The 16,489-nt window shown below is 61.9% G+C and carries 16 protein-coding genes; 7 read left to right on the plus strand and 9 right to left on the minus strand.

Annotated features, from left to right (window positions below; all coding sequences use genetic code 11):
• The first annotated feature begins 2 nt into the window (after nucleotides 1-2).
• The 3 genes from CPH57_RS02225 to cfa all read left to right on the plus strand — a co-directional run bounded on the left by CPH57_RS02225 (nucleotide 3) and on the right by cfa (nucleotide 3,142).
• Entirely contained in the window at nucleotides 3-872 is an 870-nt protein-coding gene (locus CPH57_RS02225; RefSeq protein ID WP_052764897.1) for a DUF2877 domain-containing protein, read from the plus strand.
• A gap of 21 nt (nucleotides 873-893) precedes the next feature.
• The gene (locus CPH57_RS02230) at nucleotides 894-1,796 is read left to right on the plus strand and encodes a carbamate kinase (protein WP_047025725.1); all 903 of its coding nucleotides are present in this window, start codon (nucleotides 894-896) and stop codon (nucleotides 1,794-1,796) included.
• A gap of 194 nt (nucleotides 1,797-1,990) precedes the next feature.
• Entirely contained in the window at nucleotides 1,991-3,142 is a 1,152-nt protein-coding gene (gene cfa, locus CPH57_RS02235) for a cyclopropane fatty acyl phospholipid synthase (protein ID WP_033642134.1), read from the plus strand.
• Nucleotides 3,143-3,267: 125 nt separating this feature from the next.
• Here cfa and CPH57_RS02240 read toward each other — a convergent pair whose 3' ends face one another.
• From CPH57_RS02240 to tesA, 3 genes are all read right to left on the minus strand, one after another.
• The gene (locus CPH57_RS02240; RefSeq protein ID WP_025160052.1) at nucleotides 3,268-4,122 is read right to left on the minus strand and encodes a co-chaperone YbbN; all 855 of its coding nucleotides are present in this window, start codon (nucleotides 4,120-4,122) and stop codon (nucleotides 3,268-3,270) included.
• A 77-nt stretch (nucleotides 4,123-4,199) separates the two neighbouring features.
• On the minus strand, nucleotides 4,200-4,976 hold the full coding sequence (locus CPH57_RS02245) for an SDR family oxidoreductase (protein ID WP_096241989.1): 777 nt from the start codon (nucleotides 4,974-4,976) through the stop codon (nucleotides 4,200-4,202).
• A gap of 26 nt (nucleotides 4,977-5,002) precedes the next feature.
• Entirely contained in the window at nucleotides 5,003-5,641 is a 639-nt protein-coding gene (gene tesA / locus CPH57_RS02250; protein WP_162997219.1) for a multifunctional acyl-CoA thioesterase I/protease I/lysophospholipase L1, read from the minus strand.
• Here tesA and ybbA point away from each other — a divergent pair.
• The 3 genes from ybbA (at nucleotide 5,612) to CPH57_RS02265 (ending at nucleotide 10,491) form a co-directional block, all read left to right on the plus strand.
• Nucleotides 5,612-6,298 carry a putative ABC transporter ATP-binding protein YbbA gene (ybbA, locus tag CPH57_RS02255; RefSeq protein WP_004940192.1) on the plus strand — a complete coding sequence of 229 codons (687 nt, stop codon included), beginning with the start codon at nucleotides 5,612-5,614 and terminating at the stop codon, nucleotides 6,296-6,298. The two genes, tesA and ybbA, sit on opposite strands and share 30 nt — an antisense overlap.
• Nucleotides 6,295-8,727, plus strand: coding sequence for a putative ABC transporter permease subunit YbbP (gene ybbP, locus CPH57_RS02260; RefSeq protein ID WP_060659844.1), 2,433 nt, complete (start codon nucleotides 6,295-6,297; stop codon nucleotides 8,725-8,727). Before ybbA ends, ybbP begins: the two co-directional genes overlap by 4 nt.
• A 357-nt stretch (nucleotides 8,728-9,084) precedes the next feature.
• Nucleotides 9,085-10,491, plus strand: coding sequence for a sugar porter family MFS transporter (locus CPH57_RS02265; protein WP_033642138.1), 1,407 nt, complete (start codon nucleotides 9,085-9,087; stop codon nucleotides 10,489-10,491).
• Between the two features lie 64 nt (nucleotides 10,492-10,555).
• Here CPH57_RS02265 and purK read toward each other — a convergent pair whose 3' ends face one another.
• The 4 genes from purK to ppiB all read right to left on the minus strand — a co-directional run bounded on the left by purK (nucleotide 10,556) and on the right by ppiB (nucleotide 13,521).
• The gene (gene purK, locus CPH57_RS02270) at nucleotides 10,556-11,623 is read right to left on the minus strand and encodes a 5-(carboxyamino)imidazole ribonucleotide synthase (RefSeq protein ID WP_069100256.1); all 1,068 of its coding nucleotides are present in this window, start codon (nucleotides 11,621-11,623) and stop codon (nucleotides 10,556-10,558) included.
• The gene (gene purE / locus CPH57_RS02275) at nucleotides 11,620-12,144 is read right to left on the minus strand and encodes a 5-(carboxyamino)imidazole ribonucleotide mutase (protein WP_004940188.1); all 525 of its coding nucleotides are present in this window, start codon (nucleotides 12,142-12,144) and stop codon (nucleotides 11,620-11,622) included. The genes purK and purE overlap by 4 nt, the downstream gene beginning before the upstream one ends.
• 149 nt (nucleotides 12,145-12,293) lie before the next feature.
• Nucleotides 12,294-13,016 carry a UDP-2,3-diacylglucosamine diphosphatase gene (locus CPH57_RS02280; protein ID WP_033642139.1) on the minus strand — a complete coding sequence of 241 codons (723 nt, stop codon included), beginning with the start codon at nucleotides 13,014-13,016 and terminating at the stop codon, nucleotides 12,294-12,296.
• Between the two features lie 10 nt (nucleotides 13,017-13,026).
• A complete protein-coding gene (gene ppiB, locus CPH57_RS02285) occupies nucleotides 13,027-13,521 on the minus strand; it encodes a peptidylprolyl isomerase B (RefSeq protein ID WP_016928800.1) in 495 nt (164 codons plus the stop codon).
• Between the two features lie 309 nt (nucleotides 13,522-13,830).
• Between ppiB and cysS the strand changes: the two genes are divergently transcribed.
• A complete protein-coding gene (gene cysS / locus CPH57_RS02290) occupies nucleotides 13,831-15,216 on the plus strand; it encodes a cysteine--tRNA ligase (protein ID WP_072628243.1) in 1,386 nt (461 codons plus the stop codon).
• Nucleotides 15,217-15,274: 58 nt separating this feature from the next.
• On the opposite strand, the gene ybcJ is transcribed toward cysS, so the two are convergent.
• Both ybcJ and folD read right to left on the minus strand, forming a co-directional pair.
• Nucleotides 15,275-15,487 carry a ribosome-associated protein YbcJ gene (gene ybcJ / locus CPH57_RS02295; protein ID WP_033642141.1) on the minus strand — a complete coding sequence of 71 codons (213 nt, stop codon included), beginning with the start codon at nucleotides 15,485-15,487 and terminating at the stop codon, nucleotides 15,275-15,277.
• 10 nt (nucleotides 15,488-15,497) lie between these two features.
• Nucleotides 15,498-16,364 carry a bifunctional methylenetetrahydrofolate dehydrogenase/methenyltetrahydrofolate cyclohydrolase FolD gene (folD, locus tag CPH57_RS02300; RefSeq protein WP_004940177.1) on the minus strand — a complete coding sequence of 289 codons (867 nt, stop codon included), beginning with the start codon at nucleotides 16,362-16,364 and terminating at the stop codon, nucleotides 15,498-15,500.
• Nucleotides 16,365-16,489 lie beyond the last annotated feature (125 nt).

Raw genomic sequence — 16,489 nt, forward strand, 5'->3', positions numbered from 1 at the left:
GTATGGACATTATCGCGTTGGCCGGCAGCCGACATGCGACGCAGGATTACGGCGCGCTGCGCTGCGTCGGCAGCTTCAACAACGCGATCAATTTCCTGACGGAAAACGCGCAGTTGCTGACGCTGCACCGCGCCGGCAGTGGCCTGAGCCCGATGGGCTGGCAGCTCGGTACGCGGGATTTCGACCGCGTGCGTGATGCGGCGCCGTCCGCGCGTCGCTGCGCTTTTTCCGCCGCAGGCATCACGTTGGATGCGCTCCTTGTCCGGCCCGACGCGGCGGCGCGGGATCTGGCACTGGCGCCGCCGGCGGTCATCGCCGATCGGCCGCTGACGACAGTATTGCAGCGCTGCACGGCGCAGTGCGGGTTGCACGGCGAGCTGGGCCGATTGGTGAAGCAGCCGTTAACGCCGGAACCGGCCGGGCTGGTGCGGGAGTTCTCCCGTTGGCTGCGGGGCGGCGTGGTCGACTGGCGCCAGGTGTTGGGCAAGGGGCCGGGGCTGACGCCGAGCAACGACGACACCTTGCTCGGCCTGCTGCTGAGCGCGCACCTCGACAGCCGAATCCGGATCGCCGGACTGGCGCCGTTTTTCGCCCAGACGCCACCGCTGGACGCGCTGACCACTCTGGTGAGCGCGCACTACCTGCGCTACGCCGAGCAGGGCGTGTTCGCCACGCCGCTGCATGCGTTGGCGCAGGGGCTGCGGGCGCCTGAAGACGTATCGGCGGCGGTGGAGGCGGTGCTGAGCCTGGGGCACTTTTCGGGAGCGGACACGCTGCTGGGCGTGTGGCTGGGGGTGACGACGATTAACGCACTGTGCGGCGCGCGGTGTGAACACGAGGGCCGGATCGCGGATCCGGCCGGGACGGTATGATTTCAACTACGGGTGCAAACCATGAAAACCTTGGTCATTGCGTTGGGCGGCAACGCCCTGTTGCAGCGCGGAGCCGTGCTCTCTGCGGAAAATCAGTATAAGAGCATCGCCCTCATCGCCGATGCCATCGGCAAGCTGGCGCAGAAATACCGCATCGCCATCGTGCACGGCAACGGCCCGCAGGTGGGGCTGCTGGCATTGCAGAACCTGGCGTACCGCGATGTGCCGCCCTATCCGCTGGATATTCTGGTGGCCGAAAGCCAGGGCATGATTGGCTATATGCTGGCGCAGCAGCTGAGCGCCAGCCATCCGCAGCAGCCGGTGTCCACGCTGCTGACGCGGGTGCTGGTGGACGCGCAGGATGCGGATTATCAGGCGCCGAGCAAGTTCATCGGGCCGGTGTATGCGCCGGAACAGCGGCAGGCGCTGGAGGCCAAATACGGCTGGACGCTGAAGGCGGACGGTAACTACATTCGCCGGGTGGTGCCTTCGCCGGCGCCGCAAAAAATCCTCGACATCGAGGCGATCACGCTGCTGCTGTCGCAGCGGCACATCGTGATCTGCAACGGCGGCGGCGGTATCCCGATGATCGCCGGCGAGCATGGGCTGACGGGCAGCGAAGCGGTGATCGACAAAGATCTGGCGGCGGCGCTGTTGGCGGAGCAGGTGGGGGCCGATCATCTGGTGATCCTCACCGATGCCGACGCGGTGTACCAGGAGTGGGGCACGCCGCGCCAGCGTGCCATTCGGCGCGCCACCACGCAGGAGCTGGCGCCGATGGCGGTGGCGGACGGCGCCATGGGGCCGAAGATCATGGCGGTCAGCCGCTTCGTCGATCGCACCGGGCGAACGGCGCATATCGGTGGCCTGCAGGATATCGACGCGGTGCTGGCGGGCCAGGCCGGCACCTCTATTTTACCTTAGCCGCCTTCGGTTTATCCGCGCCCGCGTTGGCGCGGATAAGTATGCCTAAATGGCATGATTTCAATAATTTTTATTCATTTCATGATGTTGCTCGCCTTGGCTAGAGTAAAAACACCCCCGTGTTTACCGTCAAAAATTTGTCATTTTCATTTGCGACTATGCTTTTTGAAATGACATTTCGGCCAAGGATTGTTATGGATTCGCTCAGTGTTGATGAACTCGCCCAGAAGAACGATCGCTGGTATCGCATTGTGGAGGAGATGTTGGCGGAAGCCGGCGTCGCCATCAACGGCCCGCGCGCCTGGGATATCCGGGTGCATAACCCGGCGCTGTTCAAACGCATTTTGCAGGAAGGCTCGCTCGGCTTCGGCGAAAGCTATATGGACGGCTGGTGGGAGTGCGAACGGCTGGACATGCTGTTCACCCGCATTCTGCAGGCCGGCGTCGATGAACGGCTGCCGAAAAGCCTGAGCGACATCGCGCGCATCGCCTATGCCCGGCTGTTCAATCGCCAATCGCGCAAGCGCGCCTGGCAGGTGGGCAAAGAGCACTACGACATCGGCAACGACCTGTTTCGGGCGATGCTCGATCCTTATATGCAATACTCCTGCGGCTACTGGAAAGAGGCGCAGACGCTGGAGCAGGCGCAGCAGGCCAAGCTCAGGATGATCTGCGAAAAACTGCAGTTGAAACCGGGCATGACGCTGCTGGATATCGGCTGCGGCTGGGGCGGATTGGCGCAGTTTGCGGCGCAAAACTACGGCGTCTCGGTGCACGGTGTGACCATTTCCGCCGAGCAGCAGAAGCTGGCGCAGGAACGCTGCGCTGGGCTGGACGTCGAGATCTTGCTGCAGGATTACCGCGATCTGGATCGCCAGTTCGATCGCATCGTGTCGGTCGGCATGTTCGAGCACGTCGGGCCGAAAAACTATGAGACCTATTTTAGCGTCGCGGCGCGCAACCTGAAGCCCGACGGTCTGTTCCTGCTGCACACCATCGGTTCCAATCAGACCGATCTCAACGTTGACGCCTGGATAGACAAATACATCTTCCCCAACGGCTGCCTGCCTTCGGTGCGGCATATCGCCGAGGCCAGCGAAGGGCGTTTCGTGATGGAGGATTGGCACAACTTTGGCGCTGATTACGATCGCACGCTGATGGCCTGGCTGGAGAATTTCAAACGGGCGTGGCCGGATCTGATGGGCGGTTATTCCGAGCGCTTCGAACGCATGTTCACCTATTACCTGAACGCCTGCGCCGGCGCGTTCCGTTCGCGCAACATTCAGCTGTGGCAGGTGTTGTTCAGCCCGGCGGGCGTGGAGGGCGGGGTGCGGGTCTATCGTTGATATCCCTTCGTCTTTCCCGCCGCATCGTTGTTGGCTGCACGTTCGAACCCCTGGTCACTTAGTTATCTAAGCTCCCAGGGCTTCTCACGTTTGCCGCCTGGATGCAGCTTCAGGTATGACGGATATCAGTACAGCAGGGAGTATAGCTGGCGGCGATATTTAGCGGCCAGTGCGTCGCCGGTGCCGAGTGCGGCCAGAATGTCCATCAGGGTCTTGCGCGCGTTGCCGTTGGCGGCGGCCAGATCTTTCTTCAGATGCCCCATCAGCAGTTCCAGCGCTTCTTCGTTACGCCCGACCTGATGCAGCTGCAGCGCCAGCTGCACCGCCAGTTCGACGTTGTCCGGCTGCTGTTGCACCTGTTGTTGCAGCTGCTGGATTTCCGGCGTGTCCGCCGCCTGCTTCAACAGTTCAATCTGCGCCACCAGGCCCTGATAGCGGGTATCGCGATCCTGCAGCGGGATGGTTGCCAGCACCGCTTCAGCGTCTTCGCTGCGGCTGAGCGCGATCTGGGTTTCGGCCAACGTCAGACCGATGTCGCTGCGCTGTTGGCTGCTCTGCCAGGCGTCTTTCAGCAGCGGCAGCGCTTCGGCGGCGTTGCCGGCGGCCAGCAGTTCCTGCGCCTGCGCCAGTTTCAGATCTTCTTCCTTCGGCAGGAAACGCTGCAGCAAGTCGCGGATCGCTTCTTCCGGCTGCGGGCCCTGGAAGCCGTCGACCGGCTGGCCGTCTTTGAACAGGTAGACCGTCGGAATCGAACGCAGCCCGAATTGGGAGGCGATCATCTGTTCGGCGTCGCAGTCCACCTTGGCCAGAATGAACTGACCGGCGTATTCCGCCGCCAGCTTGTCCAGCACCGGCGTGAGCTGCAGGCAGTGTTGGCTGCGCTCGGACCAGAAGTAGAACAGCACCGGAATGGACATCGATTGTTCCAGCGTCTGGTGCAGGTTAGTTTCGTTAATATCAACAACAGCTTGAGCTAGCATCTTTTTTCTCTCTGATCGTGCGGAGCCATGGGGTGTAGATGGGGGCGCGCCGCCATTCTTCAACCCCGGCGGGCGAATTAAGCGTTGCCGCGCAGCAGCCAATCCAGACAGCGGCCCGGCAAAATGCGGCGCAGCACGCTCATGGCGTGCGCCAGCAGGGTCACCGGATAGCGCAATTTGGCGCGCGGGCTTTCCAGCGCGTGGCGCAATTTGGGCAGAATGGCCTCCGGCGGCAGCGTCAGGCGCTTGGCGATGCCGGGATTGTGCACCGGCTTGTCGCTTTGCGCCTGGTTGACGTTCTGGCTAAAGTGAGTGGAAATCGGCCCCGGTTCGATCAGGCTGACCTGAATGCCGCTGCCGTGCAGTTCCATGCGCAGCGCGTCCGACCAGGCCTCCAGCGCGAACTTGCTGGCTGCGTAGGCGCCGCGCCCGGCGCTGGAGACCAGGCCCATCACCGAGCTGGTCTGAATAATGCGCCCTTCGCCGTGCGGCAACATCGCGGGCAACAACAGTTGGGTCAGTTGGTGGGTGCCGAACAGGTTGGTGGCGAACTGCCGCTCCAGCTGGCTGCGCGAAATGCGGCTGAGCGGGCCGTAAACGCCGAAACCGCCGTTGTTGAACAGGCCGTACAGGCGGCCGTCGGTCAGCGCGATCACCTCGGCGGCGGCGCGCTCGACGCTGGCGCTGTCGTCCAGATCCAGCTCGATGCCTTCCAGCCCGAGCTGGCGCATGTTTTCCACGTCCTGCGGTTTGCGGCAGGCAGCCAGCACCCGGTAGCCGCGGTTGCGCAGATCCTGCGCCGCAATCAGTCCAATCCCGCTGGAACAGCCGGTTATCAATACCGCTTTTTGCATAACTTTACCTAGTGTACGACCCTAATTTAGTGAGACTCATGTTTTACTAGGGGTTCCAGGCGCTCCGCCATCCAGGTGGCGATAAACGGCTGGGCGTCCCCATTGGGGTGCAATCCGTCATCCTGCATCCATTCCGGCTTCACCACCACCTGTTCCATATAGAACGGCAGCAGCGGAATGTTGAACTGTTTGGCCAGCGCCGGATAGACGGCGCTGAACGCCTCGGTATAGCGGCGGCCGTAGTTCGGCGGGATGCGAATTTGCATCAGCAGCGGCTGTGCGCCGGCCTGCTGCACCTGCGTGATGATCTGGCCGAGATCGCGCTGTACGTCCTGCGCCGGGAAGCCGCGCAGGCCGTCGTTGGCGCCCAGCTCAATCAGCACCCAGCGCGGCTGATGCTGTTTCAGCAGCGCGGGCAGACGCGCCAGCCCCTGCGCGGCGGTGTCGCCGCTGATGCTGGCGTTGACCAGCTGCGGCGCGCCCGGTTTTTTCTGCCACTGTTCGGCCAACAGCGTCGGCCAGGCCCGCTCGATCGGCAGGCGGTAACCGGCGCTTAAACTGTCGCCTAAAATCAACAAGGTATCGGCGGCGGCAGCGCGTAAACTGAATAATCCCAACAGCAAAAGGAAGGGAAGATGCCAGCGGAAAACGTTCTTGAAGTTCATCATCTTAGTAAACACGTTGGTCAGGGTGAGCATCAGCTCACCATCCTTACCGGAGTCGAGCTGCTTGTCAAACCCGCGCAGACGATCGCCCTGATCGGCGAATCCGGATCGGGGAAATCGACCTTGCTGGGCATTTTGGCCGGGCTGGATGACGGCAGCGAAGGCGAGGTGCGCTTGCTCGGCGAGTCGCTGACCGCGCTGGACGAAGAGGGGCGCGCCGCGCTGCGCGCCAGGAATGTCGGCTTCGTGTTTCAGTCGTTCATGCTGGTGCCGACGCTGAACGCGCTGGAGAACGTGCAACTGCCGGCGCTGTTGCGCGGCGAGAGCGACAGACAGAGCCGCGAGCAGGCGGTGCAGCTGCTCGAGCAGTTGGGGCTGGGGAAACGGCTCGATCACCTGCCGGCGCAGCTGTCCGGCGGCGAGCAGCAGCGCGTGGCGCTGGCGCGCGCCTTCAGCGGCCGACCGCGGGTGCTGTTCGCCGATGAACCGACCGGCAACCTCGATCGTCAGACCGGCGATCGCATCGCCGACCTGCTGTTTTCCCTCAACCGCGATTTTGACACCACCCTGATCCTGGTGACCCATGACGAAACCCTGGCGGCGCGCTGCCAGCGGCGGCTGCGGCTGCGCGAAGGCAAGCTGTGGGAGGAAGCATGATCTGGCGCTGGTTCTGGCGCGAATGGCGCTCGCCGTCGCTGCTGATCGTGTGGCTGGCGCTGACGCTCTCCGTCGCCTGCGTGCTGGCGCTGGGCAGCATCAGCGATCGCATGGACAAAGGGCTCAGCCAGCAGAGCCGCGATTTTATCGCCGGCGATCGGGTGCTGCGCAGCGCGCATCCAGTGCCGGAAGGCTGGCTGCTGGACGCGCAGCAACAAGGGCTGAAGGTGAGCCGTCAGCTGTCGTTCACCACCATGACCTATGCCGGCGATCGGCCGCAGCTGGCGGACGTGAAAGCCACCGATTTGGCCTATCCGCTGTACGGCAAGCTGGAAACGCGCCCGGCCAACATCCAGCCCGAACCGGGCAGCGTGCTGGTGGCGCCGCGTTTGCTGGCGCTGCTGAACGTGAAAGTGGGGGATTCGCTGGAGGTGGGCGACACCACGCTGCGCATCGCCGGTGAAATCATTCAGGAGCCGGACGCCGGTTTCAATCCATTCCAGACCGCGCCGCGCATCATGATCAACCTGGCGGACGTCGATAAGACCGGCGCAGTGCAGCCGGGCAGCCGCCTGACCTATCGTTACATGTTCGCCGGCGCCGAGCCGGATATTCAGCGTTACGAAGAACGGCTGACGCCGCAGTTGACGCCGGATCAGCGCTGGTTCGGGCTGCAGGAATCCGGCAGCGCGCTGGGCAAGTCGCTGCAGCGCTCCCAACAGTTCCTGCTGTTGTCGGCCCTGCTGACGCTGCTGTTGTCGATCGCCGCCGTGGCGGTGGCGATGAGCCACTATTGCCGCAGCCGCTACGATCTGATCGCGGTGTTGAAAACCCTTGGCGCCGGGCGCGGCGCGCTGCGCAAATTGATCGTCGGCCAGTGGCTGGCGGTGATGGCGCTGGCGGCGGTGTGCGGCGGGGCGATCGGGCTGGCGTTCGAGGCGCTGTTGATTCGCCTGCTGAAGCCGGTGTTGCCGGCCGCGTTGCCCGCCGCCGGCGTCTGGCCGTGGCTGTGGGCGCTCGGTGCGCTGGTGCTGATTTCGCTGCTGGTCGGGTTGCGGCCGTATCGCCAGTTGCTGGCCACCCAGCCGCTGCGGGTGCTGCGTCGCGATGTGGCGGCCAACGTCTGGCCGCTGCGCTACTTCCTGCCGGTGACGGCCGCGATCGTGGTCGCGTTGTTGGTATTGCTGATGGGAGCCAGCACGTTGCTGTGGGCGATCCTGGCGGGCATGGCGGTGCTGGCGCTGCTGCTGGGCGGTATAGGGTGGGGCAGCCTGCTGCTGTTGCGCCGCATCACGCTCAAGAGTCTGGCGCTGCGGCTGGCGGTCAACCGCCTGCTGCATCAGCCGTGGGTGACCATCAGCCAGTTGGCGGCGTTCTCGCTGTCGTTCATGCTGTTGGCGCTGCTGTTGGTGCTGCGCGGCGATCTGCTCGAACGCTGGCAGCAACAGCTGCCGCCGGACAGCCCGAACTATTTCCTGCTCAACATGACCGAGGCGCAGGTGCCGCAGGTGAAAACCTTCCTGCAGCAGCACCAGATCAAACCGGAAACCTATTACCCGATCGTCCGGGTGCGTCTGACCGAGATAAACCAGCAGGTGGCGACCGAACGGGTGCATGAGGACGATCCGGGCGGCGAGGCGGTGAACCGTGAGCTGAACCTGACCTGGCTGGCCGAGCTGCCGGATCACAATCCGTTGGTGGCGGGCAATTGGCCGCCGAAAAGCGGCGAAGTCTCGATAGATGAAGGCATCGCCGGGCGGCTGAAGATCAAGCTGGGCGACACGCTGACCTTCAGCGGCGATACCCAGGCGTTCAGCGCCAAAGTCACCAGCCTGCGCCAGGTGGATTGGGAAAGCCTGAAGCCGAACTTTTACTTTATCTTCCCGCCGGGCGCGCTGGACGGCCAGCCGCAGACCTGGCTCACCAGCTTCCGCTACGACGGCGATGGCCGGATGTTGACCCAGCTCAACCGCCAGTTCCCAACGCTCAGCCTGCTGGACATCGGCGCGATCCTGAAACAGGTCGGCGGCGTGCTGCAACAGGTCAGCCGCGCGCTGGAGGTGATGGTGGTGCTGGTGGTGCTGTGCGGCGGCCTGCTGCTGCTGGCGCAGGTGCAGGTCGGCATGCGTCAGCGGCGGCAGGAGCTGGTGGTCTATCGCACGCTGGGCGCCGGTAAACGGCTGCTGCGCCGCACGCTGTGGTGCGAGTTTGCCCTGCTGGGGCTGGTGGCGGGCATCGCGGCGGCGGTGGGGGCCGAGGCGGCGCTGTGGCTGCTACAAAGCCGGGTGTTCGACTTCCCGTGGACGCCGACGCCGGTGCTGTGGTGGGCGCTGCCGCTGGCCAGCGCGCTGTTGCTGTCGCTGTGCGGCGGCTGGCTGGGCGTGCGTTTGCTGCGCGGCCGGGCGCTGTTCCGCAGTTATGATGGCTGATCTGGCGATCGCAGGCCCGTTGCCGCCAAGCGTGGCCGGGCCTGCCGATTTTCTTTCGCGCGTCACTGGCGCAATTCCTCTTCATGCCCATTCATTGTGAAATCGATTACATTTATGTCATATCGATACGTTTGCCATTGGTCATCGGTGTAGCGGATAGTTGGCTGACTTCGCCTGTTTTACGCATTGATTTAGAGGGTTACGCATGTATTAAGTGAATTCATCCGCCATAAAAAACGGCCTAAAAAGATTTAATGGAATGTAACCGTTTTCACTAATGTGATCGCACTCACTTATCTCCGACGCATTGCCTCCTATCATGTCGCACACTGATGACCGTTTTCTCCTGGAGGCTGTATGAGCGATACCGTCAAAGTGACACCGGCGGAGAAAAGCCCGACTCATGTCGGCATGACTTTTTTCGTCTGTTTTTTAGCCGCCTTGGCCGGCCTGCTGTTCGGTCTTGATATCGGCGTGATCGCCGGCGCCCTGCCGTTTATTACCGATACTTTTCAGATCACCAGCTCTCAGCAGGAGTGGGTGGTCAGCTCAATGATGTTTGGCGCCGCCGTCGGCGCCATCGGCAGCGGCTGGATGAACTTCCGGCTGGGGCGCAAATACAGTTTGATGATCGGCGCAATCCTCTTCGTGGCGGGATCGCTGTGTTCTGCGTTCGCTCCCAACGTGGAGGTGTTGATCGTTTCACGTATTCTGCTGGGATTGGCGGTGGGGATCGCTTCTTATACCGCGCCGATTTATCTTTCTGAAATCGCGCCGGAGAAAATCCGCGGCAGCATGATCTCGATGTATCAATTGATGATCACCATCGGCATTCTGGCCGCTTACCTGTCTGATACGGCATTCAGCTATACCGGCGCCTGGCGCTGGATGTTGGGCGTCATCACCATCCCGGCCGGGCTGTTGTTGGTCGGCGTGTTCTTTTTGCCTGACAGCCCGCGGTGGTTGGCCTCGCGTAATCGCCATGAGCAAGCGCGTCAGGTGTTGGAGAAGCTGCGCGACAGCAGTGCCCAGGCGCAGTATGAGCTGAATGAAATTCGTGAAAGCCTCAAACTGAAGCAAAGCGGTTGGGCGTTGTTCAAAGGCAATAAAAATTTCCGCCGCGCGGTTTTCCTTGGCATTCTTCTTCAGGTGATGCAGCAGTTTACCGGGATGAACGTCACCATGTATTACGCGCCGAAGATTTTCGGTCTGGCGGGCTTCGCCAGTACGGAACAGCAGATGTGGGGCACGGTGATCGTCGGTCTGGTCAACGTGCTGGCCACCTTTATCGCTATTGGGCTGGTTGACCGCTGGGGCCGCAAGCCCACTTTGATCCTTGGGTTTATCGTGATGGCCGTCGGCATGGGGGCGCTGGGCACCATGATGAACATCGGCATGAACTCGGCGGCGGAGCAATATTTCGCCATCGTCATGCTGCTGATGTTTATCGTCGGCTTTGCCATGAGCGCCGGCCCGCTGATTTGGGTGCTGTGCTCAGAGATCCAGCCATTGAAAGGCCGCGATTTCGGCATCACCTGTTCCACCGCCACTAACTGGATAGCCAATATGATCGTGGGGGCGACGTTCCTGACCATGCTGAATTCGTTGGGCAGCGCTCACACCTTTTGGGTTTACGCGGGGCTTAACGTGCTGTTTGTTTTCATCACGCTGGCGCTGATCCCGGAAACCAAAAATATTTCACTGGAACACATTGAGCGCAATCTGATGGCCGGCAAACCGTTGCGTAATATCGGCTCGCGTTGATCTTTGCGGCAATAAAAAAGGCTCAGCCTGGGCTGAACCTTCTTCTTTTCGGCGGTGTAAACCGTTAAGCCAGCTTCTGCTGTGCCCAGGCCAGCCCGCTTTGGTATTCGCCCGGCAGCAGCGGCGCCAGCGCCTGCAGCGCCTGATGCAGATCGGCGGCGCTCGGGTCGTTCAGATTGAGGTGGCCGACCTTGCGGCCCGGGCGCACCTCTTTCTCATACCAGTGCAGATGCACCAGCGGCAGCGACAGCCACTGTTCGTTGACGGCGGTGCCGATCAGGTTGACCATCACCGACGGCGTGCTCACCACTGGCTGCGGCAGCGGCAGGCCGAGGATGGCGCGCAGGTGCAGCTCGAACTGGCTGATGGATGCGCCGTTTTGCGTCCAGTGGCCGCTGTTGTGCACGCGCGGCGCCAGTTCGTTGATCAACAGTCGATCGCCGACGATAAAGCATTCCATCGCCATCACACCGACGTAGTTCAGCTCGTTCAGGATCGCCGCCAGCATCTGCTCGGCCTGTTGCTGCAGCGCCGGATTGGGCTGCGGCAGCGCCACGCTGGCGCGCAGGATGCCGTCTTCATGCAGGTTGTGGGTCAGCGGGTAGAAGACCGAACGGCCGTCGTGGCCGCGCGCGCCCACCAGCGACACTTCGCCGGAGAAATTGATGCCTTGCTCGACGATGCACTCGCCATAGGCATCGGCCGGCAGTTCGGCTTCCTGCCCCGGACGCAGGCGCCACTGGCCGCGGCCGTCATAGCCGCCGACCCGGCGTTTGACGATCGCCAGCTCGCCCAGCGCAGCGAACACCTGCGGCCATTCGGCGGCGCTCGCCAGCAGCTGCCACGGCGCGGTCGCCAGGCCGAGCTGATCGAGCAGCTGCTTTTGCGTCAGGCGATCCGCCAAACGCGGGAAGATGTCGCGGTTGACGAAGGCGCTGTGAGTCGCCAGTTCGCGCGTCAGCGCGGTTTCCGGCCAGCGTTCAATCTCGGCGGTAATGACGCTGTTCTGATACGGCACCGCCTCAGGTTCGGCATCGATGCCGACAGGGTAGACGGCGATGCCCAGCGGTTCGCCGGCCTGGCGCAGCATGCGCCCCAGCTGACCGTTGCCCAATACGCAAACCGGCTTCATGCGTCCTCCCGCGGATCGGGGTGGTTCAAAACGTCTTCAGTCTGCGCCTGACGCCAGTCCGCCAAACGCTGCGCCAGGGCGGCGTCGTGCAGTGCCAGGATCTGCATCGCCAGCAGCCCGGCGTTGGCGGCGCCGGCTTTGCCGATCGCCAGCGTCCCCACCGGAATGCCGCGCGGCATCTGCACGATGGAGTAGAGGCTGTCCACGCCGCTCAGCGCGGCGCTTTGCACCGGAACACCCAGCACCGGCACCAGCGTTTTCGCCGCCAGCATGCCCGGCAGATGCGCGGCACCGCCGGCGCCGGCGATGATCACGTCAAAGCCGTTGGCGGCAGCCTGCTCGGCGAAGCTGAACAGCTTGTCCGGCGTGCGGTGAGCGGAAACGACTTCGACATGGAAGGGGACATCGAGCTGGGTCAGGACTTCGGCGGCGAACTGCATGGTGGCCCAGTCACTTTTCGATCCCATTACAATTGCGATTTTAGCCCCGGCATTGGCGGCTGAAGCGGCGTTGGCTCCCATGGGTGTAAGGCTCCTGTGATTTGTCTGGCGTCGGCTGAGGGCCGAATGAGGGCGTAGAGCATACCATGAGCGCACGGTAAGGAAAACGGTTGCGTCGCCGGTTTTCACCGGCGAAAGCGCGAATTTTCACCCGCGTGCCAGTGCGGAACTCAGAACGGGAATTGGATCAGCTCGACGGCGTCGGCGCTGACTTTGATCATCGATCCTTCGACGTGCCAGGCACCCAGCACCGCGCGATGGGCTTCGCCGTTGCTCAACGCCAGCCGATGCACCGCCGGGCGATGGGTATGGCCGTGGATCATCCAGTGCACATCGTGGCGCAGCATCGTTTGCTCGACCGCCTGCGGGTTGACGTCCATGATGGCGTCCGACTTGTACTGGTTGGATTGCTGGCTGCGGGCGCGCATCTTGGCGGCGATCTTCAGTCGCCAGCGCAGCGGCAGCGCGAGGAACAGTTTTTGAATCAGCGGGTTGTGCACTTTACGGCGGAATTGCTGATAGGCTTGATCGTCGGTGCACAGGGTGTCGCCGTGCAGGATCAGGATCCTGCGGCCGTACAGCTCCAGCACTTTTTCTTCCGGCAGCAGCTGCATGCCGCTGGCGCGGGCGAAGCGCTTGCCGAGCAGAAAATCGCGGTTGCCATGGATGAAATAGCAGGGCACGCCGGCCTGTTGCAGCGCTTTCAGCGCCGCGGCGATCTCCGCGTGCAGCGGCTCGGGATCGTCGTCGCCGATCCAGGCTTCAAACAGGTCGCCGAGGATGTACAGCGCGTCGGCGTGCACCGCTTCACGCCGTAAAAAACGCAGAAAACCGGCAGTGATTGCCGGTTCCTGTGCGCACAAGTGCAGATCTGCGATGAACAGCGTACTCATGCAGCCGCGATTACTCGCTGACGGTCACGCTGTTGATCACCACGTCTTCTACCGGTACGTCCTGGTGCATGCCGCTGCGGCCGGTTTTCACGCCTTTGATCTTGTTGACCACGTCCATGCCTTCAACCACTTCAGCAAACACGCAGTAGCCCCAGCCCTGCACGTTTTCGCCGCGGAAGTTCAGGAAGTCGTTGTCAGCCACGTTGATGAAGAACTGTGCGGTGGCGGAGTGCGGATCGTTGGTGCGCGCCATTGCCAGGGTGCCGATGGTGTTTTTCAAACCGTTGTTGGCTTCGTTCTTGATGGCCGCGTTGGTCGCTTTCTGGTTCATGCCCGGCTCGAAACCGCCGCCCTGGATCATGAAGCCGTTGATCACACGGTGGAAGATGGTGTTGTCGTAGAAACCGGCGCGGCAGTAGTTCAGGAAGTTTTCAACGGTAACCGGCGCTTTGTCAGCAAAGGTCTTGATAACGATATCGCCGTGATTGGTGTGGAAAGTAACCATAGTTTTAATCCTAACAAGGTGAAGTGAGACGTCACGTAAAGCGAGTGAACATTCAGACCGCCCTTATAACATATCCGCCCCAGCGAGTCAGCAGCGGGTCAACCGCGGACTGTCTGTGGTAATTGCATTTATGTTATATTATAACAATTGCGTCGGCCGGCGAATTTTGCGCTTTTTCTTCGCGTGAAGTCAGCAAAGCATGGCCTTAACCTTGCAATAGATCAGGCTTCAGGTTTCAATACGCTACCGGGCGTTAAACCTGAAGCCCGGTTATCTTTTTTGTTATCACGCACACCACGGAATCTCCCGATGCTAAAGATTTTTAATACCCTGAGTCGTCAAAAAGAGGAATTCAAACCCATTCATGCCGGGAAAGTGGGCATGTACGTGTGCGGGGTAACCATCTATGACCTGTGTCACATCGGCCACGGTCGTACCTTTGTCGCTTTCGACGTGGTGGCGCGTTACCTGCGCTATCTCGGCTATTCGCTGAACTACGTGCGCAACGTCACCGACGTGGACGACAAAATCATCCGCCGCGCGGCGGAAAATCATGAGACCTGCGACCAGCTGACCGAACGCATGCTGGCGGAAATGCATGCCGACTTCGACGCGTTGCTGATCGATCGCCCGGACAGCGAACCGCGCGCGACCCAACACATCGCCGAGATCATCGAGATCACCCAGCGCCTGATCGATCGCGATCACGCCTATGTGGCCAGCAACGGCGACGTGATGTTCTCCATCGACAGCGATCCGCAGTACGGGCTGCTGTCGCGCCAGGATCTGGAGCAGCTGCAGGCCGGCGCGCGCGTAGAGATCGACGACGTTAAGCGCAACCCGATGGACTTCGTGCTGTGGAAAATGTCCAAGCCGGGCGAGCCGAGCTGGCAGTCGCCGTGGGGGCCGGGCCGTCCGGGCTGGCACATCGAATGCTCCGCCATGAACTGCAAACAGCTGGGCACCCACTTCGACATCCACGGCGGCGGTTCCGATCTGATGTTCCCGCACCACGAGAACGAGATCGCGCAGTCGAGCTGCGCCCACGACGGCCCGTACGTCAATTACTGGATGCACTCCGGCATGGTGATGATCGACAAAGAGAAGATGTCCAAATCGCTGGATAACTTCTTTACCATTCGCGACGTGCTCGGCCATTACGATGCGGAGACGGTGCGTTACTTCCTGATGTCCGGCCATTATCGCAGCCAGCTTAACTACAGCGAAGAGAACCTCAAGCAGGCGCGCACCGCGCTGGAGCGCCTCTATACCGCGCTGCGCGGCACCGATGCCGACGCTGCACCGGCCGGCGGCGAAGCGTTCGAAGCCCGCTTCCGCGAAGCGATGGACGACGACTTCAACACCCCGGAAGCCTACTCGGCGCTGTTCGATCTGGCGCGCGAGGTTAACCGCCTCAAGGGTGAAGACATGGCGGCGGCCAACGGCATGGCGGCGGAACTGCGCAAGCTGGCGAACGTGCTTGGCCTGCTGCAGCAGGAGCCGGAGCAGTTCCTGCAAGGGGGCGCACAGGTTGACGACGGTGAAGTGGCGGAGATCGAAGCGCTGATCAAACAGCGTAACGAAGCGCGCGCCGCCAAGGACTGGGCGCTGGCGGATGCCGCGCGTGATCGCTTGAACGAGATGAACATCGTGCTGGAAGACGGCCCGCAGGGCACCACCTGGCGCCGTAAGTAATCCGGCAGAAGGAAACAAAAAAGGCGCTGAATTCAGCGCCTTTTTCTATGGCTGCGGGTTAGGGTTTAACCATGACCTTGCCGCCGCCGAACTCCACCACCTGATCGGCGACGATCTTGCAGCGCTTGCGGGTTTCGACCTTACCGTCGACTTTCACCTGCCCTTCGGCGATGACTTCTTTGGCGGCGCCGCCGCTTTCACACCAGCCCTGGAACTTCAGCAGATCGCACAGTTCGACATGGGGATGATTGTCCAGATTGAAAATTTCCATACTGCCTTACTTATTTAGGTTGAACGTCGTGATATTCCTCGCAGGCCTGCAAGGTATTTTGGATCAGTGTAGCCACGGTCATCGGGCCAACGCCACCCGGCACCGGGGTGATGTAAGCGGCGCGCTCGCTGGCGGCGTCGAAATCGACATCGCCCACCACTTTACCGCTTTCCAGGCGGTTGATGCCGACGTCCACTACGATGGCGCCCGGTTTGATCCAGTCGCCCGGAATGAAGCCCGGTTTGCCGACCGCCACCACCAGCAGATCGGCGTTCTCGACGTGATGACGCAGATTCTTGGTGAAGCGGTGGGTGACGGTGGTGGTGCAGCCGGCCAGCAGCAGCTCCATGCTCATCGGGCGGCCGACGATGTTGGACGCGCCGACCACCACGGCGTTCAGGCCGTAGGTATCGATGTTATAACGCTCCAGCAGGGTGACGATGCCGCGCGGCGTGCATGGGCGCAGCTTGGGCGCGCGCTGGCACAGGCGGCCGACGTTGTACGGGTGGAAGCCGTCGACGTCTTTGTCCGGATGGATGCGTTCCAGCACTTTGACGTTATCGATGCCGGCCGGCAACGGCAGCTGCACCAGAATGCCGTCGATTTCCTCATCGGCGTTCAGCTGGTCGATCAACGCCAGCAGCTCGGCTTCACTGGTGGCAGCGGGCAGGTCGTAGGAGCGGGAGAGGAAGCCGACTTCATCGCAGGCGCGGCGCTTGCTGGCGACGTAAATTTGCGAAGCCGGATTCTCGCCGACCAGCACAACCGCCAGCCCTGGCGCGCGCTTACCGGCCGCCAGACGTTGTTTCACTTGCTCAGCCACTTCGTTTCTAACCTGCTGCGCAATCGTTTTACCATCAATAATCTTTGCTGACATCAGTGTGGAAATCCATCAATTAAGAAAAGCGGGGATGCCGCTATTCTGTCAGAAGCTGAGCGCGCTGTCAGGCGCAGAATCACCCTCGCCGCCGTCGGCGAGGCCGATTTACGCTTTTTTTATGC

This window comes from Serratia sp. JKS000199 (genome assembly GCF_900215455.1).
In the GTDB taxonomy this organism is placed as follows: domain Bacteria; phylum Pseudomonadota; class Gammaproteobacteria; order Enterobacterales; family Enterobacteriaceae; genus Serratia; species Serratia ureilytica.